The 19,602-nt window shown below is 52.3% G+C and carries 19 protein-coding genes; 14 read left to right on the forward strand and 5 right to left on the reverse strand.

Features of this window, described 5'->3' with window-relative positions; translation table 11 throughout:
* The first annotated feature begins 52 nt into the window (after positions 1–52).
* A complete protein-coding gene (locus BZG72_RS06885; protein WP_108743031.1) occupies positions 53–1,519 on the forward strand; it encodes an alkaline phosphatase in 1,467 nt (488 codons plus the stop codon).
* On the opposite strand, the gene BZG72_RS06890 is transcribed toward BZG72_RS06885, so the two are convergent.
* The 3 genes from BZG72_RS06890 to BZG72_RS06900 form a co-directional block, all read right to left on the reverse strand.
* On the reverse strand, positions 1,516–1,788 hold the full coding sequence (locus BZG72_RS06890) for a DUF3624 domain-containing protein (protein WP_077640964.1): 273 nt from the start codon (positions 1,786–1,788) through the stop codon (positions 1,516–1,518). The genes BZG72_RS06885 and BZG72_RS06890 overlap by 4 nt on opposite strands.
* A gap of 161 nt (positions 1,789–1,949) precedes the next feature.
* Positions 1,950–3,401 carry a dihydrolipoyl dehydrogenase gene (locus BZG72_RS06895; protein WP_077666435.1) on the reverse strand — a complete coding sequence of 484 codons (1,452 nt, stop codon included), beginning with the start codon at positions 3,399–3,401 and terminating at the stop codon, positions 1,950–1,952.
* A gap of 52 nt (positions 3,402–3,453) precedes the next feature.
* Positions 3,454–4,185 carry a glutathione peroxidase gene (locus tag BZG72_RS06900; protein ID WP_046074752.1) on the reverse strand — a complete coding sequence of 244 codons (732 nt, stop codon included), beginning with the start codon at positions 4,183–4,185 and terminating at the stop codon, positions 3,454–3,456.
* A 150-nt stretch (positions 4,186–4,335) separates the two neighbouring features.
* Here BZG72_RS06900 and oxyR point away from each other — a divergent pair, with 150 nt between their 5' ends.
* Complete coding sequence (oxyR, locus tag BZG72_RS06905) at positions 4,336–5,244, forward strand: DNA-binding transcriptional regulator OxyR (protein WP_046074753.1); 909 nt, start codon at positions 4,336–4,338, stop codon at positions 5,242–5,244.
* A gap of 87 nt (positions 5,245–5,331) precedes the next feature.
* Here the strand turns inward: oxyR and BZG72_RS06910 are convergent, their stop codons facing one another.
* On the reverse strand, positions 5,332–7,824 hold the full coding sequence (locus tag BZG72_RS06910) for a penicillin-binding protein 1A (protein WP_077666436.1): 2,493 nt from the start codon (positions 7,822–7,824) through the stop codon (positions 5,332–5,334).
* Positions 7,825–7,966: 142 nt separating this feature from the next.
* Here BZG72_RS06910 and pilM point away from each other — a divergent pair, with 142 nt between their 5' ends.
* The 9 genes from pilM to dam all read left to right on the forward strand — a co-directional run bounded on the left by pilM (position 7,967) and on the right by dam (position 16,634).
* Positions 7,967–8,881: a pilus assembly protein PilM gene (gene pilM, locus BZG72_RS06915; RefSeq protein WP_077666437.1), complete on the forward strand. Its 915-nt coding sequence runs from the start codon at positions 7,967–7,969 to the stop codon at positions 8,879–8,881.
* Entirely contained in the window at positions 8,872–9,450 is a 579-nt protein-coding gene (locus BZG72_RS06920; RefSeq protein ID WP_077666438.1) for a PilN domain-containing protein, read from the forward strand. Before pilM ends, BZG72_RS06920 begins: the two co-directional genes overlap by 10 nt.
* The gene (locus BZG72_RS06925; RefSeq protein WP_077666439.1) at positions 9,447–10,058 is read left to right on the forward strand and encodes a type 4a pilus biogenesis protein PilO; all 612 of its coding nucleotides are present in this window, start codon (positions 9,447–9,449) and stop codon (positions 10,056–10,058) included. The genes BZG72_RS06920 and BZG72_RS06925 overlap by 4 nt, the downstream gene beginning before the upstream one ends.
* Complete coding sequence (locus tag BZG72_RS06930) at positions 10,055–10,567, forward strand: pilus assembly protein PilP (RefSeq protein WP_077666440.1); 513 nt, start codon at positions 10,055–10,057, stop codon at positions 10,565–10,567. The genes BZG72_RS06925 and BZG72_RS06930 overlap by 4 nt, the downstream gene beginning before the upstream one ends.
* Before the next feature lie 13 nt (positions 10,568–10,580).
* On the forward strand, positions 10,581–12,323 hold the full coding sequence (locus tag BZG72_RS06935) for a type IV pilus secretin PilQ (RefSeq protein ID WP_077666441.1): 1,743 nt from the start codon (positions 10,581–10,583) through the stop codon (positions 12,321–12,323).
* A gap of 144 nt (positions 12,324–12,467) precedes the next feature.
* Entirely contained in the window at positions 12,468–12,986 is a 519-nt protein-coding gene (gene aroK / locus BZG72_RS06940) for a shikimate kinase AroK (protein WP_025739049.1), read from the forward strand.
* A 19-nt stretch (positions 12,987–13,005) separates the two neighbouring features.
* The gene (aroB, locus tag BZG72_RS06945) at positions 13,006–14,085 is read left to right on the forward strand and encodes a 3-dehydroquinate synthase (protein WP_077666442.1); all 1,080 of its coding nucleotides are present in this window, start codon (positions 13,006–13,008) and stop codon (positions 14,083–14,085) included.
* 11 nt (positions 14,086–14,096) lie between these two features.
* The gene (locus BZG72_RS06950; protein ID WP_077666443.1) at positions 14,097–15,731 is read left to right on the forward strand and encodes an AAA family ATPase; all 1,635 of its coding nucleotides are present in this window, start codon (positions 14,097–14,099) and stop codon (positions 15,729–15,731) included.
* Positions 15,732–15,803: 72 nt separating this feature from the next.
* Positions 15,804–16,634, forward strand: coding sequence for an adenine-specific DNA-methyltransferase (gene dam, locus BZG72_RS06955; RefSeq protein WP_046074762.1), 831 nt, complete (start codon positions 15,804–15,806; stop codon positions 16,632–16,634).
* A 23-nt stretch (positions 16,635–16,657) separates the two neighbouring features.
* On the opposite strand, the gene BZG72_RS06960 is transcribed toward dam, so the two are convergent.
* Positions 16,658–16,846, reverse strand: coding sequence for a DUF2970 domain-containing protein (locus BZG72_RS06960; RefSeq protein WP_046074763.1), 189 nt, complete (start codon positions 16,844–16,846; stop codon positions 16,658–16,660).
* A gap of 150 nt (positions 16,847–16,996) precedes the next feature.
* Here BZG72_RS06960 and rpe point away from each other — a divergent pair, with 150 nt between their 5' ends.
* Genes rpe through trpS form a run of 3 tightly spaced genes read left to right on the forward strand, consistent with a single transcriptional unit; the run spans position 16,997 to position 19,436 of the window.
* The gene (rpe, locus tag BZG72_RS06965; RefSeq protein ID WP_046074764.1) at positions 16,997–17,671 is read left to right on the forward strand and encodes a ribulose-phosphate 3-epimerase; all 675 of its coding nucleotides are present in this window, start codon (positions 16,997–16,999) and stop codon (positions 17,669–17,671) included.
* A gap of 10 nt (positions 17,672–17,681) precedes the next feature.
* Positions 17,682–18,362, forward strand: coding sequence for a phosphoglycolate phosphatase (locus tag BZG72_RS06970; RefSeq protein ID WP_046074765.1), 681 nt, complete (start codon positions 17,682–17,684; stop codon positions 18,360–18,362).
* Positions 18,363–18,422: 60 nt separating this feature from the next.
* On the forward strand, positions 18,423–19,436 hold the full coding sequence (gene trpS, locus BZG72_RS06975) for a tryptophan--tRNA ligase (RefSeq protein WP_077666444.1): 1,014 nt from the start codon (positions 18,423–18,425) through the stop codon (positions 19,434–19,436).
* Positions 19,437–19,602 lie beyond the last annotated feature (166 nt).

Raw genomic sequence — 19,602 nt, forward strand, 5'->3', positions numbered from 1 at the left:
CGCGCAATGACCATCATGCCCGCGTTTTCTCGTTAATAATGGAGATTTTGTGGTGAAGACAATCCTTACGGCCGCGGTGGCCTCAGCCTTATTAGCGGCAACTGCACACGCGGCAGTGCCTCAGCAAAACGATGTCTGGTATCAAGACGCGCAAGCGGCATTGGCGGCCGCTAAAGCTAACCCACCTATCACGGGCAAAGCCAAAAATGTGATCCTCTTTGTCGGCGACGGCATGAGCGTGGGGACAATCACCGCGGCGCGGATTTATCAGGGGCAGCAGCAAGGACAAACTGGTGAGGAAAACCGCCTTGGCATGGAAAGCCTGCCGCATGTTGCGCTAGCCAAAACCTATAACACCGACATGCAAACCCCTGACTCGGCCGGGACCGCGACGGCGATGGTCACTGGGGTGAAAACCAAAGCCGGGATCATCAGTGTTGACGATAACGTTCAGCGTGGTTTTTGCAGCACCGCCAAAGGTAACGAAGCGAAAACCTTATTTGAAATGGCGGGCGAGAAGGGCAAAGCATTAGGGTTAATCTCAACCGCCCGTTTAACCCACGCCACCCCAGCCACCACTTATGCGCACAGTGCGGATCGCAATTGGGAAAACGATAGCAAGTTGCCCAACATTGCCAAAAACCAAGGCTGCACCGACATTGCCAGCCAGTTTGTCGACTTTGACGCTGGTGAAGGATTTCAGGTGGCGTTCGGCGGCGGACGGCGTGAATTTATTCCTGCCGATAGCGTCGATCCTGAGGGCAAAAAGGGCAAGCGTAAAGATGGACGCAACTTGATTGAGGCATGGCAAACCCGCCACCCCGATGGCCAATACATTTTCGATAAATCCGGTTTTGATGCCATCGATCCGGCGACCACTTCACGCGTGTTTGGTTTGTTTGAAAGTAGCCACATGAAATATGAAGCGGATCGCCGTGAAAGCCAAGATGAGCCATCATTGGCGGACATGACTAGCAAGGCGATTGATATGCTTAGCCGCAACAAAGACGGCTATGTAATGATGGTGGAAGCCGGACGTATCGACCATGCTCACCATGCGGGTAACGCCGCGCGAGCGTTAGAAGATACGCTGGCTTACGACGATGCCATTAAAGTGGCATTAGCGAAAACCAACCCAGAAGATACCCTGATCATTGTCACCGCCGACCATGCTCACACTATGGTGATGAACGGCTATGCGGAGCGGGGCAACCCCATTCTAGGCTTGTCACGTCAAAAAGGGCGCTTAAATCAGGATGATTTTGGTAAAACCTATACCACGATTACTTATGGCAACGGCCCGGGTGCGGTGAAAGGTGAGCGTGAAAACTTGCAAGAAGGGCAGGTGCGTAAGCTGGATTACAAACAGCAATCCTTGATTAAGCTCGGTTCGGAAACCCACTCCGGTGAAGATGTGGCCATCATGGCGCGTGGGCCGATGGCGTGGTTGTTCCAAGGGGCCGTGGAGCAAAACTACATTTTCCACGTGATTAACGAAGCCACGGATCTGGCCGATTAATCGTCTGGTATGTCTGACGACCCGCGCTCTGGCGCGGGTTTTTTATTGCGCCGAAACGGATAAATCACCACATGTAGTGTGAGTAGCACACTGGCACTGCCGGCGGCGAATAACAAGGCAATTGACTCCACTTGCCGTGGCGTGTCGGCATAGCCCCACCACCAGAGTGGCCAAAGTAGCGCGCACATGGCGGCCAGTTGTTTCATACAACGGGTACAGCGTCCCAGTTTTTGTTGCCAAATCGCGGACTGACAGTATTTGCAAGCCATGCGGTTTCTCTTGGTCGGTAATGGCGATAGCTTATTGTGGCGCAGTGGGCTGCCGGATACAAAAAAGCCCTCCAATGAGGAGGGCAAAAGGTAAGCAAGTGCTTGGAGAAGCAACAGGCAGCGCCTGTAAAGCGCCGAGTGTCGGCGAAAGGGGCAGTGGATTAGCAGCCTGGGCCGCAGTCCATGCAGTGTTTGATCATTTCAGGGCCGAGTTTGAGCTTGGCATTCACATCCCGCAGCGCGGTACGTACTCCCTCCTCAATCACTGGGTGATAGAAGGGCATATCTAGCATTTGCGAAATGGTCATTTGGTTTTGATGTGCCCATGCCAACAAGTGGGCCAAGTGTTCGGCGTTCGGTCCTATCATTTCGGCGCCAAGGAAACGGCCTGTGCCTTGTTCGGCATAAACGTGCAACAAGCCTTTATTGCGCAGCATCACCCGTGAGCGGCCTTGGTTTTCAAACGACACTACGCCGGTTTCAAAGCAGCCACAGGGGCCGAGACGGTCGGTAATCGCTTTGTAGCTTTCGCCCACCATTGCGATTTGTGGGTCGGAGAAGACTGCGGAGAGCTTGCTGCGGCGTAATCCGGCACGGATATCTTTGCCGCGTCCGGCGTTGTCACCGGCGATGCGCGCTTGGTCAGCCGCTTCGTGCAGCAACGGAATTTGGTTACTGGCGTCACCGGCAATAAAAATGTGCGGTGCCGTGGTTTGCAAGGTGTAGCTATCGGCAACCGGCACGCCGCGGGCATCCACTTTGATGCTGGTCGCATCGAGGTTTAGCTTGTCGACATTGGGGCGACGACCGGTGGCGGCAACTACATAGTCGACCCAGCGCAGTTGGCTTTCGCCCTCTTTATCACGATAACGGATTTGCACCTTATCGCCTTCACGCATCATCTCTTCCACCTTGGCATCGGCGTCGAGATAAAACTCCTCACTGAAGGTTTTATCCGCATAGGCCATGATCTCTGGGTCGGTCAGCGGGCCTACTTGGCCGCCGACGCCAAACATGGTCATCTCGACCCCGAGGCGATGCAGCGCTTGTCCTAGCTCAAGGCCAATCACGCCCGGGCCAAATACCGCAACCGAGTCAGGCAGATCGTCCCATTCGAAAATATCATCATTGACCACTAAACGATCACCAAGGTGATCCCAAGCAGACGGCCAGCTTGGACGCGAACCTGTCGCGATCACGATGCGATCAGCATGGATGGTGGTGTGATCGTCAACCATTAAAGTGTGATCATCCACAAAGCGCGCATAGCCATCAATTTTGTCTTGGGCGGGAATGTCATCGACACTTTCCAGTACAAAGCCGACAAAACGGTCACGCTCGCGTTTCACCCGATCCATCACCTCACGGCCATTAATTTCCGTGGTGCCGCCGGGGTACACACCGAAGCCGGGCGCTTTGTCGATATGATGCGCCGCTTCAGCCGCCGCAATTAACAGTTTGGAAGGCATGCAGCCAACTCGCGCACACGTGGTGCCATAGGGACCGCCTTCAATCATCACCACGTTATCCGTATGTGCTTTGGCTGCGCGATAAGCACCAAGTCCGGCAGTTCCGCCACCAATCACAGCCACATCAACCGTTAATGTTTTCATTGCTTTCTCCTGGGAAAATAACGGGCGGCAAAGAGGCCGCCCAAACAGCGGATTACTGATTTAGATAGGTGTCGAGCTCTTCACTGCCACCGATATGACGGCCACCGATAAATACTTGTGGCACGGTGGCGCGACCGCTCACCGCACGCAGAGAAACCGTGGTGGCGTCTTTACCGAGGATGATTTCTTCAAACTGAAGGCCTTCATCGATCAGTGCTTGTTTGGCCTTGGCACAGAATGGGCAGCCTGGCTTACTAAACACGGTGATCGAGTCTTGCAGTTTGTGCTCAGGGGCGATGTAGCCCAGCATGGTGTCGGCATCAGAGACCTTGAACGGGTCGCCTGGTTCGTTAGGTTCGATAAACATTTTCTCGACCACGCCGTTTTTCACCAGCATGCTGTAGCGCCATGAGCGTTTGCCAAAGCCAAGATCGTTTTTGTCGACCAGCATCCCCATGCCATCAGTGAACTCACCGTTGCCGTCAGGAAGGACATGAATGTTGTCAGCGTCTTGGTCGGCTTTCCATGCATTCATCACAAAGGTATCGTTGACGGACACACAGACAATGTCATCGACGCCGTACTGTTGGAACACTGGATATAGCTCGTTATAGCGTGGCAGGTGCGAGGATGAACAGGTTGGGGTAAACGCACCTGGCAAGCTGAATACAATCACGGTTTTGTTGGCAAAAATGTCATCGGTGGTGACGTCTTTCCATTGATCGCCTTCGCGAGTACGGAAAGTAACTTGTGGTACTGGCTGACCTTCTTTTGTTGCTGTCATGGTGATGTCCTTTTTATTCAAGTATTGATTCAAGTGAATGGGCGAGTGCTTCGCCGCGTTTTGATGGGATCAGTATTACCGATTGCAATTGATAGCTCTAATCGCTTAATGCTATGGTTTTGATAGTTATCCTCTATAGAAGAGACAAAGATGAACATTCGTGACTTGGAGTACTTGGTCGCCTTGGCCGAACATCGACATTTTCGTAAAGCGGCCGAAGCCTGCTTTGTTAGCCAGCCCACCTTAAGCGGGCAAATTCGCAAGTTGGAAGATGAGCTGGGTGTGAGTTTGTTAGAGCGAACCAGCCGTCGTGTGTTGTTCACCGATGCCGGTATGAGGTTAGTACAACAGGCACGTAACGTCTTGCGGGAAGTCACAATTTTGACCGAATTGGCCAGTGAGCAAGGGGAAAGTATGACCGGCCCTTTGCATATCGGTCTGATCCCTACGGTCGGGCCTTACCTGCTGCCTAAAATTATCCCGCTACTGCGTGATCGTTTCCCTGAGCTGGAGCTGTTTATTCACGAAGGACAGACGCAGCAGTTAGTGCAGCAACTGGAAGAGGGCAAACTCGATTGCATCATTTTGGCCTCTGTAGAAGAAACCCAGCATTTAAAAGAGCTCCCACTTTACAGTGAGCCGATGTTGCTCGCGGTCAATGAAAAGCATCGCCTCGCCGATTGTGCCGAGGTGGCGTTAGATGTATTGCAAGGCGAAACCTTGTTAATGCTCGGCGATGGCCATTGCTTACGTGACCAAGCGATGGGTTTTTGCTTTAAAGTGGGGGCGCGCGAAGATCAGCGCTTTCGTGCCACTAGCTTAGAGACCTTGCGCAACATGGTTGCGGCGGGGAGTGGGATCACCTTGTTGCCTCAATTGTCTGTACCTGCTGATAAGCGAGATGGTGTGGTGTATATTCCGACGACCTCGCCGACGCCGTCGCGACAAATCACCCTCGACTACCGTCCTGGCTCGCCATTACGTGGCCGTTATGAGCAGTTGGCTGACGCCATCCATGAACAAATGACTGCCGTGATGAATGATCGAACTCGTCACTAGAGCGGCGCGTGACGCGTAGATAAAAAGACGCCCGCATCGTGAATGCGGGCGTCTTGATTTTATGCGGCTATTGACGATGTAACAGAGTTAAAACAGCGACTCTGTGCCTGACTCATAAATGTTGCCATCTGATTGCGACGACACATACTCGGTTGGCTCGGTGCCTTTTATAAAGTACTCGAACATCGAAGTATGATCGGTTTTTCTGGTTAACAGCCCTGTTTCGCGGTCAATGCGCACTTTGACGATCCCCGGTGGCACGGTTTTATTCTGCTCAGGTACGTCCGCGAGTGCATGCTGCATAAAATTAATCCATGCTGGCTCCGCCGTTTTGGCCCCCGACTCCGCGCCGCGGATAGGCTGACGCTCGTCGCCTAAGTTTGCATTACGGGTCGTGCGACCCAGTTTACGGGAGTGATCATCAAAGCCCACCCACACAGTGGTCACAATCCCTGGGCCATAGCCGGTGTACCAGGTATCTTTGGAGTCATTGGTGGTCCCCGTTTTTCCGCCGATATCGCGTCGCTTGAGCGCTTGTGCGCGCCAGCCCGTGCCATTCCAGCCTGTCCCGTAGCGCCAATCACCGCCACCCCAGATGTTGCTTTGCATCATTTCGCGTACCAAAAATGCATTTTGCTCATCAATGACTTGTTTGGCATGACGCTGTGTGGTGGTGTCGTTGTTCTCTAGCAAATTCTGCTCATTAAACGGATCGGCCTGTTCTGCTTTTTGTTCGCAGTTATCACAAATGATGGGTGGATTGGCGCGATATATTTCCTCGCCAAAGGGGGTTTCGACCCGATCAATGATAAAGGGCTCCATAAAATAGCCGCCATTGGCAAACACGCTAAAGCCCTGTGCCATCTCAACCGGCGTCAAGCTTCCCGCACCAAGCGCAATGGCTTCTGCACGCGGTAAATCATCTCGTTTAAAGCCAAAGCGGGTGAGGTAATCGAGAGCGTCATCCAATCCCACCCGACGCAGGACACGTACGGCCATGACGTTTTTCGACTGTGCCAGACCCAGTCGCGCCCGCAGTGGCCCTTCATAACGTGGTGGCGAGTTTTTCGGCCGCCATGCCACGCCTTGACTGCGATCCCAGCGATTAATGGGGGCGTCGTTAATCAGGGTGGCGAGTGTCATGCCCTCATTCACTGCCGCGGAATAAATAAACGGCTTGATGCTCGAGCCCACCTGACGTACTGACTGTGTGGCACGGTTAAATTTGCTATGGACAAAATTAAATCCGCCCACCAGTGCTTTGATTGCTCCGGTTGAGGGGGACATGGAAACCAGCGCGGTATTGGTCGTCGGGACTTGGGCTAAATGCCAGCTGTTATCCACTTGGCGAATAAACACCTGTTGGCCACTGGCAAGGAATTCATCAGCGCGTTGAGGGGCCGGACCTTGACGGCTATCGGTGATATAAGGGCGCGCCCAGTCAAGTCCTTCCCAAGGCAGTTCGATTTCACGGCCATTGGGTCCGACAACCTGCGCCGATTTAGCTTGGACATCAATCACGACGGCGGGCTCTAGCGGGCCGTAGCTGGGTTGCTTGGCCAAGTGATCAACGATGCGCTGGTGTTGCCAACGTTGGCTAGGGGCTTGCCATAGCGTGGCAACTGGCCCACGGAACCCATGGCGACGGTCGTAGGCGAGAACGTTTTCTACTGCCGCCTCATTTGCGGCGCGTTGCATATCGGCATCGACGCTGGTGAAAATACGCACACCCGAGGTATAAGCGTCTTCGCCAAACTGCTCAACGGCCCATGCGCGTGCCATTTCTGCTACATAAGGTGCGGACAGTTCAATTTCAGCCCCATGATAGCGGGCTACGATCGGCTCGTTCTTCGCTTGTTGGTACTCGGCGTTGGAAATATATCCCTCTTTAAGCATGCGCCCCAGCACCACATTCCGGCGATCGGTGGCGCGCGACAGCGAATACAAAGGATTCATGGTGGAGGGGGCTTTGGGTAATCCGACAATCACCGCCATCTCACTCAAGGTCAGTTGATCGAGGGTTTTGCCAAAGTACACCTGGGCAGCAGCGCCAACCCCGTAAGCACGATAGCCTAAGAATACTTTGTTGAAATAGAGTTCAAGGATCTCTTCTTTATTCAACAGCTGTTCGATATGCACGGCGATAAAAATTTCTTTTATCTTGCGCATAATGCGTTTTTCGTTAGAGAGGAAGAAGTTCCTTGCCAGCTGCTGCGTGATAGTACTGGCCCCTTGCTTGGCCGTACCTGACATCGCCACCACCACCGCGGCGCGGACAATGCCGATAGGGTCAATCCCTGGGTGTTGGTAAAAGCGACTGTCTTCTGTGGCAATCAATGCATCAATCATAGGCTGAGGGATGTCCTCGAGCATGACTGGGATGCGACGCTTCTCACCGAACTGGGAGATCAACTCACCATCGGCGCTATAGACCTGCATCGGAGTCTGCAGTTCGACACTTTTTAGTGTCGCTACATCGGGGAGGTCAGGTTTTACATACAGGTAAAACCCAAAGATTGTAGTGACTCCAAGCACTGTGCAAACCAGTGCAAAGATAAGCAAACGCTTTATGAACTTCACCTGAGATTTCCCGTTCTGTTGCCGTTGAGCCGTTCAATAATCATACGTGAGTAGTATAAAGGCACCAGCATTAAAAATAACCCGTGATGAGGCCAGTTTTGTAAATACTGACTTCACGCTGACGTTGGGAGCCTAACACGAAATGATGCGAAGTTCGGCAGTTTTAGGTATCGATATCGGCCGAGATATCATTCACGCCATTGTGGTTCGTGCACATCGACAAGGTATTCAGGTGGCAGGCCATCATCGGGTGCCGTATCGCGCGACTGACGATCTCTGTGTCCCGCTTACCGAGATAAAAAAACGATTACTCGCGTGTGTACCTTGGTATCAGCGCCTACACATCTCTGTGGTGGTGGGGGTCGATGAAGAGGCTGTGATCACCAAGCAAATGACGGCGCCACTGATTGACGACGAGATTGAGCAAGAAGCTTTGATCGGCCAAAAGCTGAGTGCCGCCCTCAATATGGACATGGATACATTATATTACGACTTTGCGGTTATGAGCGGCGTGACTGTTCAGCCGGGACAAGTCTGTTATCAAGTGGTGGCATGCCGGCGTCTTGCGCTCACTCCGGCCCTAGACGCGCTCAAGCGGGTCGGGTTATCGCCTACGGTGGCAGACATCAACAGCCAAGCCTTAGTCGGCGTTTATCAAGCACTCCGCCCTGTTGCGCAGGCGAACCACTGGCCACTGTGGCTGCACTATCACAGCGGCTTGCTGACTGCGATTCGTCTTTATCCTGATGGGCAAGTTTATCAGCATCGCTGCCGTTTGGGGGAGGGAGAGCGCTATGAATACCGTGAGTCAGCTGCCAACGCCTTGGTGCAGCAGCACTTTGATCAGGCTTGTCATCGAGCGCGTGAGCATAATCGACTCTTGCCCTTGAGCACGGTTTGGATTAGCGGCGCTTGGCCGGCCACGCTAGCGTCTGAGCACCTTACCATCACGCGATTCAATCCAGTGGCGATGTTGGATCAAACGGCGCCGAACATCAGCGATGATGCGTCTATTGCCTTGGGGTTAGCGCTGCGGGGAGAATATTCATGCGTATAAATCTACTCCCTTGGCGAGAAAAAGCGCGCCGCGCGCAGCGTCAAACGTTTATGGTCCATAGTGGTTTGGTACTGCTGGGTGTGGTGCTGATGGTCAGTGCCGTGAACGCGGTCCAGCAGCACTGGCTGACTGAGCAACAGGCACGCAATCAACGCTTAACCGCAGGGGTGAACGATTTTCGTGCCACCTTACAAACCTTTAAGCGCGAAGATAAAAAGCGTGAAGCGCTACAATCGCGCTTACAACTGGTCAACGCCTTACAGCAACAGCGCAATAATGTCACCGCATTGCTGAATTTCATTCCAACCGTGATGCCTGAAGGGGCGTATTTAAGTCGCTTGGCGCAGCAACAGGGGCGTGTCACGGTCGAAGGCTGGGTCACATCCAATGCGGAGATGGCAAGTTTATTGGCAGCGTTAGAGCAAAGTGCGTTGGCCACCGACGTTGATATTGACACTGTGATCACCGAATCAGGATCGCAACGCGCCAACAAACGCTTCACGTTAAGCTTTCGTTTGACCGACTACGTCACACCGCAGTTACCCAAGCCCCAAGGAGTGCAGTCATGATTAGCGCCTTTGCATGGGATTGGCAAAAACTCCCCAGTGCGCCACTCGCCACCCGCGCCATTGTTTGGGCGGTGGGCGCGATCGCGCTATCGATGCTCGCAGCTTTGCTGATTTTGCAGCCCAACCAAGAGGCGCTGGAGGCAGCGACTCAGCGCGAAGCACAACTCAAAGCCGAGTATCGGTTGTTGGCCAATCGCGTCGCCGCTCTGCCCGATGTGGAGGCACAAATGCGCGCGTTAAATCAGCAATATGCCACCTTGATTGCCCAACTGCCGGAAGAAGAAGAGCTTTCGGGATTACTCGCCGGGGTTAATGAAGTTGGGATCCGTCATCAGTTAGGTTTCAACACACTGAAGTGGCAGCCAAGAAAGCATGGTAGTTGGCTTGATGCGATCCCGATGACGGTTGTCTTGACCGGGGATTATGCCTCTATTGGTGCATTTAGCGCGGATATTGCCGCCATGACTCGCTTGGTGTCGCTGCAAGATTTTGTCTTAACCCGTACTGAGGACGATGACATTCATGCGCCCTTGCTGCTGTCGGTGTCGGCGACCACATATCGCTATACCGGTGAAGGTATTGCCACTGATAAGGAGTTCGTACAGTGAAGCGTCTTTTGGTGTTGTTATTTGGGTTGAGCTTGGTGGGCTGTGATAGATACCACAGTGATATCGAACAGTTTATGCAACAAACTCAAGCCAGTGCGCAAGTCAATGCCACCCGCATTCCCCCTTCGCCGAATTACCAATCGATAGTCTTTGTCACCGATCAGCGAGATCCCTTTGTGCTACCCGCAATCAATGTTGGTGGACAGGCTTCAACAGGCGACTGTTGGCAGCCCAATTTACAACGGCCTTTAGAGCCGCTTGAGCAATTTCCACTGGCAAGCCTTGCCATGAAAGGCAGCTTAACCAAAGGCGCACAGCAACAAGCCTTAATTGCCCGTCCTGATGGCACCATCACTCAAGTCAGTGAAGGTGCGCATTTAGGCGAAAACCGTGGCCGTGTGGTGGCCGTGAATGCAAATCAGATCGCGATTGAAGAAGCCCTGCCGGATGGGTTGGGGTGTTGGCAGCTTCGCACTGTCACCTTGTCGATGGAAGCAACTTTGCCGTAGTTAGGATACCAATATGATAATACGCCCTTACCTTTCCCGCACGTTTACGCCAAGCGTTCGCTCAGTCTGGCTCATACTACTGATACTAAGCGTTGGCTCGGCGCAGGTTGCCGCAAAGAGTACGCTGACCGATATCGCGGTGAAGCGCCTCGACAATGGTGATGCTAGCGTCTCGCTGACGTTTTCTGACGCCGCGGTAGCGGCTGACTTTCGCCAACCGACGCCTCAGCAAGTCACGTTACGCCTACCGAACGTGCAGCTTAAACCGGCACTGCTGGCGGTCCTCGATACTCGCCGTCGTCAGACGCCCGTGACTGAGATTGAAACCTTTCAGGCACCTGAGCGTGCCCGCATCGTACTGCGTGCTGAGCAGGCCGTGGAGTTTGATTACCAGCAGCAAGGAAAGGTGTTGACCATTCGCGTCTCTGCGGCAAAAAAAGCGCCTTCTGTGAAGGCCTTAGCGCAAAAAGGAGCGGCGATCTCGATTAACTTCCAAGATATTCCGGTCCGTACCGTGTTGCAGCTGATTGCTGAGCAGAATGATTTTAACCTGGTGACCTCGGACTCGGTGCAAGGCAATATCACCATGCGTATTGATGGTGTGCCTTGGCAAGATGTATTGGATGTGATTTTGCGCGTAAAGGGGCTAGATAAACGCCAACGGGGGCAAGTGATGCTCGTTGCCCCTCGCCGAGAGCTCATGGCACAAGAAAAGCAAGCGCTTGAAATGCGTCAGCAAGCGGACGCCTTACTACCACTGAGCTCAGAAGTGCTCACGGTGAACTATGCCAAAGCGAGCGATATCGCCGCACTGATTAAAGGACAAGGTGAAGGGGTCAGTTTACTGTCGCCCAGAGGGGCGGTATCGCTTGATGAGCGAACCAATGCGTTGATCATTAAAGATAATCAAAAGAATCTAGCCCGCATTCGCACCTTGGTTCGTCACTTGGATGTGCCCGTTAAGCAAGTCGAAATTGAGGCACGTATTGTGACGGTCGAGCAAGGTTCAGTGGACGAATTAGGCGTGCGTTGGGGACTGTTGAATCGAAATGGCTCAACCACGGTTGGCCCGTCTGTGGAAGGTAATTTGATGTGGGATAGCACTGTCACCGGGCAAGGACCTGAAAGCTTAAACGATGCGGCGACAGACGGCGCAAATATTGGCGACTTCCTCAGCGTGAACCTGGCCGCTGCTAACCCCTCGGCCTCGAGCATGGCCTTGCAAGTGGCGAAGCTTGGCAATGATCTTCTGCTCGACTTGGAGCTATCTGCGCTTGAAAGCGAAAGGAAAGCAGAAGTGGTATCGAGCCCTCGACTTATCACCACCAATAAAAAAGCGGCCTATATTGAACAAGGGACTGAGCTACCTTACCTTGAGGCGTCTTCAAGCGGTGCGGTGGCGGTGTCTTTTAAAAAAGCAGTGCTGAGTTTATCGGTGACCCCACAAATCACGCCCAACAATACGCTGGTTTTGGATTTAAAATTAACCCAAGACATGCCCGAAAAAGCCGTGGTGGCCGGGAAAGGCGAAGCGATGTCGATCAGTACCAAGCGCATTAATACCCAAGTGCTGGCGGAAAATGGTGAAACCGTGGTCTTAGGGGGGATCTTTCAGCAAACCATGATCAATAAAGAGACCCAAGTGCCGCTGCTGGGGGATATTCCCTTGGTTGGCAACTTGTTCAAGCACCAATTAAAAGACCATGCAAAACGCGAACTTCTGATCTTTGTGACCCCTAAAATCGTCACAGACTAGGTTAGGTGTTGCCAAAGGGGTCACTGTCCTGAGATAATTTTTAATCTGATCACGAAATATCTGTGAGGAATTGGCGCCTCGGGCTTTTTTCATTAAGCCTGCGGGCGGTGTTGTCTTATTTAACCGCGCGTAAAATTGCTTAAAATGGCTGAAAAACGAAACATCTTTTTGGTAGGCCCTATGGGGGCTGGTAAAAGCACAATTGGTCGTCATCTCGCTCAGCAACTTCATATGGAATTCTATGATTCTGATTCAGTGATTGAAGATCGTACTGGAGCAGACATTGCATGGGTATTTGACGTTGAGGGTGAAGAAGGTTTCCGTAAACGCGAAGAAAACGTGATAAACGACCTCACTGAAGAGCAAGGTATCGTTCTCGCGACTGGCGGTGGCTCGATCATGAGCAAAGAAAGCCGCAACCGTCTCTCTGCTCGTGGTGTTGTGGTGTATTTAGAAACCACCATCGAGAAGCAGCTGGCACGCACCCAACGCGATAAGAAACGACCATTATTACAAACTGACCAACCACGTGAAGTGCTTGAGTCGTTAGCGGAAGAGCGTAATCCTCTTTATCAAGAAATTGCTGATTATGTTGTACGTACTGACGATCAAAGTGCCAAAGTGGTGGCCAATCAAATCATGGCTCTGTTAGAGCAGCAATAACCAAACACAGGACCCGACCATGGAACGGATAGACGTTAACCTAGGGGCACGTAGCTACCCTATCTCGATCGGTGAAGGGCTGTTAGCTGATGCTAGCCTATTTGGGAGCGTCCATTCGCGTCGGGTTGCTGTCATCAGCAACGAGACAGTGATGCCGTTATACAGCGACGCACTGGTCTCAACCTTAAAACAGGCAGGCGCGGCGGATGTCGCTCGCTTGAGCCTACCCGATGGTGAGGCTTACAAGTCTTTAGAGACATTTAACACCATTAACACCTTCCTATTAGAAAACAATTACAACCGTGATGTGGTACTTGTTGCACTGGGCGGCGGCGTGATTGGTGACATCGTTGGCTTTGCCAGCGCCTGTTATCAGCGCGGGGTAGACTTTATCCAAGTGCCCACCACATTACTGGCGCAGGTGGACTCGTCGGTTGGTGGCAAAACCGCCATTAATCATCCACTGGGTAAAAACATGATTGGGGCTTTCTATCAGCCTCAAGCGGTCGTGATTGATACGCAGGTGCTTAGCTCTTTACCGCGTCGTGAATTTGCCGCGGGCATGGCCGAAGTGATTAAGTATGGCATTATTGCCGACGCGCCTTTCTTTGATTGGCTCGATAGCGAAATGGCTGCACTGACAGCGCTCTCGCCGGATGCGCTACGTTATGCGATTCGCCGCTGTTGCCAGATAAAAGCCGATGTGGTCGCACAAGATGAAACCGAGGCGGGTGTCCGTGCACTCTTAAACTTGGGCCATACGTTTGGCCATGCCATTGAGGCAGAAATGGGATACGGCAACTGGCTGCACGGTGAAGCGGTCTCAGCAGGGACGGTGTTGGCGGCTAAAACGGCACAGCAACACGGTCTGATTGAGCCAAAAACTGTGTCACGCATCACTGCCTTGCTGGAAAGTGCTGATCTTCCCATACAGGCACCCAGTGAGATGAACTACGATGCTTTTATTAAGCACATGATGCGTGATAAAAAAGTGCTTTCAGGACAGTTGCGCCTGGTTTTGCCGACAGCGATAGGCCAGGCTCAAGTGGTTGCAGATGTGCCACATCAGTGTATTGCTGATGTGATTGATGCCGGTTAACCATTGAATGCATGACAGACACTTTTGATACCTTAACCTTGGATCTGGAAAGCCAAACCCAGCTCCTTTCTCGACTGCAATTTATTACCCGCTTTAGTGCCAACTTGATCCAAGTGACTGGGCCTGAGGGGGCGGGTAAAACCTGGCTCAGTGAGCGCTATATGGAGCAGTGGGCAGATGCCCATGTTCATGCATTATTGGCGTGCCACACCGCCCAGAGCGATGCACAGCGCCGCGCTATCTTGCTGCGGCAAATTGTTAAAGATGGGGTGTTTAACGAAGCCGACCCGCTCATTGATAGTCTCACCATGATGCTCGATGGTGGTGGGTGTGATGCCTTATTGGTGATTGATGATGCGCATCGTTTGACCCCCGGCTTGTTGTCAGAGTTGTGGGCCTTGGTACAACACGCCCAGCACCAAGCCAATTGGCGTATCAATGTGGTGCTTTTCTCGCTACCTGGAAAGTTGAACAAGTGGCTAGGCCAGGTGTCTTACGGGCACGAGCAAAAACCCCTGGAGCTCGAAATCTCTCCCCTCAACGAGGGAGAAGCTGAGATGTTTATTGATGTGCTGGCGGTCACCCAGCGCATCGGTGGCGAGAAAAAGAAACAGTGGTTAGCCAAACTTGCCAATCAAACCGTTTACCCCGGCACCATTATGGGAAAGGACAATCAGGAGACAGGCGCTGTGAGTAAAGATAAGAAAAAGCCCGCTAAAAACAACAAACCCTTCTTAATGCTGCTCCTTGCGGTGGTATTGATGATCGTCGGCGCGGGGGTGATTTGGTGGGTATTTCCAAGCCAGCAAGGTGACGCTGCGTCAGAGGCGGTGCTTCCTGAAGGGCTCAAGAATTTAGATGATTTGCTCAGTGAACAAGAGGAGCAAGCGATCACTGATCCGCAAACCGCGACCCAAACAGGCACACAACCTAGTGCGTCTAACGCGGATGCGGGGAGCGAGACGATGACGTCGCCATCAGCCGATAATGGTGCGGTAACGGAAGATCAGGCGACCCTACCAGACGATATTAATGGTGAAGGGCTGACTGTTGGGCGCAGTGATGAAGGGCAGCGTGTTGTGGTGCCCGATGATGTGGTCGATGCGATTATTGACGAACAAGATGCTGGAGGAGACGGCACTGACGCCGTTGATGAGCCATTAGCCAGCGAAATCAGTGAGGCGGTGCCTGCGCCTGCGGCACCACAAACCGCTGCGGATGACGTCGCAAACGCGGGTCAAACAACCGATGAGGGCGCAACGGCATCGGCTACAAATCCCGACTCAGGCAATCGCAGCCAAGACATTCTTAGCCAAAATGAGAGTGGGCGAAATGGGTTGCCTTTAGCGCCACAAGCTTTGCTCAATATCCCTGCCCAGCGTTATGCCCTGCAATTGGCCGCACTGCAATCTCGGCAAGATGCGGTTGCCTTGATTGAGGATTATCAATTGGCTGATCGCGTGCAGGTGTACCAAACGCAGCGCAATAATGCGACTTGGTATATGGTGCTATTGGGTGACTATGCCAGTGTGACTGAGGCTCGTCGTGCTGAACTAAACTTGGCGGATAATGTCCGTGCACTGCAGCCTTTTGTGAAATCATTCAGTCAGATCCATCGCGAAATTAACCGAGCAAATGGCCAGTAAAATCCGCTGATTGATGAAGCAAAATAGGGTACAATCCGCCCCTTTTCAGACCGCAGAGATAGACTAGGGGCAATGAGAAAGCATCGCGCGTTTCTAAAGTGGGCGGGAGGTAAGTACTCACTGGTCGATGACATTCGTCGTCATCTTCCTGAGGGGAACACGCTGATAGAGCCCTTTGTTGGCGCCGGATCGGTGTTTCTCAATACCGATTATGACCACTATATCTTGGCGGACATCAATCCCGATCTGATCAACTTATACAACATTATCAAGCAAACCCCGATGCGGTTTGTGGCTGATGCGCGCGCGTTTTTTTGCCAAGAGTACAACCAAAAAGAGCGTTATTTGGATGTGCGTCGTGAGTTTAATCTCACCACGGATCCCTACTTACGCTCGTTGTTTTTCCTCTATATGAATCGTCACGGCTTCAATGGCTTGTGTCGTTACAATAAAAAGGGTGGCTTTAATGTGCCCTTTGGCTCCTACAAAAAACCTTACTTTCCGGAAAAAGAGCTCGCGGTTTTTGCCGAAAAAGCGCAACGGGCAGAGTTTGTTTGTGAAGGGTATGCGGAAAGCTTTGCCCGCGCCAAGTTAGGCGACGTGATTTACTGTGATCCGCCCTATGCGCCGCTTACCGCCACGGCGAACTTTACCACCTATGCTACCAATGGCTTTACGCTGGACGATCAAGCCTTACTGGCCGAACACGCTGAACAGGCCTCTGTCAGCCAAGGGATCCCGGTTCTTATCTCCAACCATGATACGCCTTACACGCGTCGGCTATACCGTGGCGCGTCGTTTAACGTGGTGAAAGTCAAGCGTACCATTAGCCGTAATGGACAAGGCCGGAATAAAGTGGACGAGCTACTGGCACTGTTCGACCCGCCATCGCCTACTCTGTGATGCTTCTCATCCGTCTTGGGCCATTAGGTCAACACACTGACTAACGCCAGCAAGGCAGCGACAAAGATCCCAATCATCACCACACCGGTGATGATATACGCCGCCGGCGAATCATGGCCAAAATCTCGTTCGCGATTTTGTTGCGATTGGACGCCAAACAATGCCGCGATGACGCTCTTCATAACGTCAGTGAGTCTAGGTTTGCTGTCCATGATGCCTCCTTTTTTGGCGCCTCTGTTTACTCTAGTCAAGCCACGATAACTTGTCAGTGTTAGCGAGGAGAAAACCGTGAACGGGTAAGACTTCGTGGCCAAAATCGGGTAGAATTGCGGCAACTTTTTGGTAACTGAGGCGACCGTGCTATGAAGGATTTTTTGATCGCGCCATCGATTTTATCTGCTGATTTTGCGCGACTGGGTGAAGAAGTGGACAAGGTGCTCGCCGCGGGGGCGGACGTGGTCCATTTTGATGTGATGGATAATCATTATGTCCCCAATCTCACCTTTGGTGCCCCGGTTTGTCAGGCGTTACGTGACTATGGCATTACCGCCCCCATTGATGTCCACTTGATGGTTAAACCCGTCGACAGGATTATTCCTGATTTTGCCAAAGCGGGCGCCAGCATGGTCACCTTTCATGCAGAAGCCAGTGAGCACATCGATCGTACCTTGCAGTTGATTAAAGAGCATGACATGCAAGCGGGCTTAGTCTTTAACCCGGGCACGCCGTTGCATTATCTCGATTACGTGATGGATAAGCTGGATATGATCTTGCTGATGTCGGTCAACCCAGGTTTTGGGGGGCAGTCGTTCATTCCCACCACGCTTGATAAACTCCGAGCCGTTCGACAGCGTATTGATGCCAGCGGTCGAGACATCCGTCTCGAAATCGATGGTGGCGTAAAAGCGAACAACATTGCTGAGGTTGCTGAGGCAGGCGCAGATATGTTTGTGGCGGGCTCCGCCATTTTTGGTCAGCCAGATTACAAGGCCGCCATTGATGAAATGCGTGCCGAACTGGCAAAAGTAGAAAGGTAGTTGAAGTAGTATGAGCCTGCGTTATATTGCATTTGATTTAGACGGCACCTTAGTCGATAGCGTGCCAGATTTGACCCAAGCGCTGCAGATGATGTTAGCTGATTTGGACAGACCCACAGTGAGCGTTGCGGAGGTCACCGGCTGGATTGGTAATGGTGCCGATATCATGATTCGTCGTGCATTATCGCGTGCGCATAATCACGATCCCGATTTAGACCCAGCCTTGGTGGCGCAAGCCAGAGAGCGCTTCAATTTCCATTATGAAAACAATGGGCATGAAAAGACGGTACTGTACCCTGGGGTGAAAGACACCTTGAATCACTTACACCAGCAAGGCTATCAACTGGGGGTTGTCACCAATAAGCCCTACGCCTTTGTGCCGGCCATTTTAGCTGATTTAGGCCTGGCCGAATTATTTATCGATGTGATCGGTGGCGATAGTTTGTCGACCAGCAAGCCCGATCCTGAAGGCCTACACCTGCTGCGCGACAAGCACGGATTAACCAATGCCCAGATGTTGATGGTCGGTGATTCAAAAAATGATATTTTGGCGGCCCAGAATGCCGGATTCGCCTCCGTCGGCCTGACCTATGGCTACAACTATGGTGAGCCCATCAGTGATAGCCGACCTACCTATATCTTGGACAACTTTAGTGAGTTAGTTTCTGTGGTTGCCAACCACCCCGTATAACGCGTTTAATAAGTCAATAAGACCGCCCCCACGGGCAATATGTAAAGGAATCAAATCATCATGAGTCAACCTTCAAAACCCATTGTATTGAGTGGTGTGCAACCCTCTGGCGAGCTGAGTATTGGTAACTATCTGGGCGCGTTGCGTCAGTGGGAACAGATGCAAGATGATTATGACTGCCAATATTGCGTGGTGGATTTACATGCGATCACCGTCCACCAGGATGCTGACGCGTTACGCGAAGCCACGCTTGATGCCTTAGCGCTTTGCTTGGCGGTGGGGGTGAGCCCAGAAAAAAGTAACCTGTTTGTGCAGTCACACGTGCCTGAACACGCGCAACTGAGTTGGGTACTTAACTGTTACACCCAAATGGGTGAGTTAAACCGGATGACGCAGTTCAAAGACAAGTCGCAGCGTCATGCTGAGAACATTAATGCGGGGCTGTTTGGCTATCCGGTGTTAATGGCAGCAGATATCCTGTTGTATCAAACTAACCAGGTGCCCGTTGGTCATGACCAAAAGCAACACCTGGAGTTGGCGCGCGATGTGGCGACCCGCTTTAACAACCGTTATGGCGATGTGTTTGTGCTTCCAGAGCCCTACACGCCTGATGTCAATGCGCGGGTCATGAGCCTACAAGAACCGACCAAAAAAATGTCTAAATCGGACGATAATCGCAACAATGTGATTGGTTTGCTGGAAGACCCTAAAGTGATCGCGAAAAAGATTAAACGTGCGGTGACTGACTCCGAAGAGCCACCACGGGTGCGTTTCGATATTGCGCAAAAGCCAGGGGTGTCTAATCTGCTTGGACTATTGTCGGGCGCCACGGGTGAGTCGATTGACGCGCTCGAGCAAGCCTACGAGGGCAAGATGTACGGGCATTTGAAAAAGGATACGGCCGATGCGGTGGTCGCTATGCTTGAGCCGTTGCAAGCGCGTTATCACGAGTACCGTGCCGATCGCGCACTGCTTGATAGCGTGATGCAAAAAGGGGCAGCCCATGCTTCGGCGCGCGCGCAAGAGACACTGCGCAAAGTCTATGACGCGGTTGGCTTTGTTCCACGCGTGTAGTGGGTCACTAAAAGATGACAAAAGCAGCGGGTGAAAGCTCGCTGCTTTTTTTTAACATAACTGAACCAGCTTCTCACTTCTAATTACTTCATCAATAATCGCTGATTCCGGTGCGATTCATATCACGTCATATCCTGTACCTATCATGAATAATACACTCGATTTT

Source organism: Salinivibrio sp. PR6 (genome assembly GCF_001995955.1).
GTDB lineage: Bacteria > Pseudomonadota > Gammaproteobacteria > Enterobacterales > Vibrionaceae > Salinivibrio > Salinivibrio siamensis.

Coding starts and splice junctions, on each gene's coding strand:
- BZG72_RS06950 (WP_077666443.1), top strand. CDS start 14,097: ATGACAGACACTTTTGATACCTTAACCTTGGATCTGGAAAGCCAAACC.
- trpS (WP_077666444.1), top strand. CDS start 18,423: ATGAGTCAACCTTCAAAACCCATTGTATTGAGTGGTGTGCAACCCTCT.
- BZG72_RS06900 (WP_046074752.1), bottom strand. CDS start 4,185: ATGACAGCAACAAAAGAAGGTCAGCCAGTACCACAAGTTACTTTCCGT.
- dam (WP_046074762.1), top strand. CDS start 15,804: ATGAGAAAGCATCGCGCGTTTCTAAAGTGGGCGGGAGGTAAGTACTCA.
- aroB (WP_077666442.1), top strand. CDS start 13,006: ATGGAACGGATAGACGTTAACCTAGGGGCACGTAGCTACCCTATCTCG.
- pilM (WP_077666437.1), top strand. CDS start 7,967: ATGATGCGAAGTTCGGCAGTTTTAGGTATCGATATCGGCCGAGATATC.
- BZG72_RS06970 (WP_046074765.1), top strand. CDS start 17,682: ATGAGCCTGCGTTATATTGCATTTGATTTAGACGGCACCTTAGTCGAT.
- BZG72_RS06960 (WP_046074763.1), bottom strand. CDS start 16,846: ATGGACAGCAAACCTAGACTCACTGACGTTATGAAGAGCGTCATCGCG.
- BZG72_RS06920 (WP_077666438.1), top strand. CDS start 8,872: ATGCGTATAAATCTACTCCCTTGGCGAGAAAAAGCGCGCCGCGCGCAG.
- BZG72_RS06925 (WP_077666439.1), top strand. CDS start 9,447: ATGATTAGCGCCTTTGCATGGGATTGGCAAAAACTCCCCAGTGCGCCA.
- aroK (WP_025739049.1), top strand. CDS start 12,468: ATGGCTGAAAAACGAAACATCTTTTTGGTAGGCCCTATGGGGGCTGGT.
- rpe (WP_046074764.1), top strand. CDS start 16,997: ATGAAGGATTTTTTGATCGCGCCATCGATTTTATCTGCTGATTTTGCG.
- BZG72_RS06935 (WP_077666441.1), top strand. CDS start 10,581: ATGATAATACGCCCTTACCTTTCCCGCACGTTTACGCCAAGCGTTCGC.
- oxyR (WP_046074753.1), top strand. CDS start 4,336: ATGAACATTCGTGACTTGGAGTACTTGGTCGCCTTGGCCGAACATCGA.
- BZG72_RS06895 (WP_077666435.1), bottom strand. CDS start 3,401: ATGAAAACATTAACGGTTGATGTGGCTGTGATTGGTGGCGGAACTGCC.
- BZG72_RS06890 (WP_077640964.1), bottom strand. CDS start 1,788: ATGGCTTGCAAATACTGTCAGTCCGCGATTTGGCAACAAAAACTGGGA.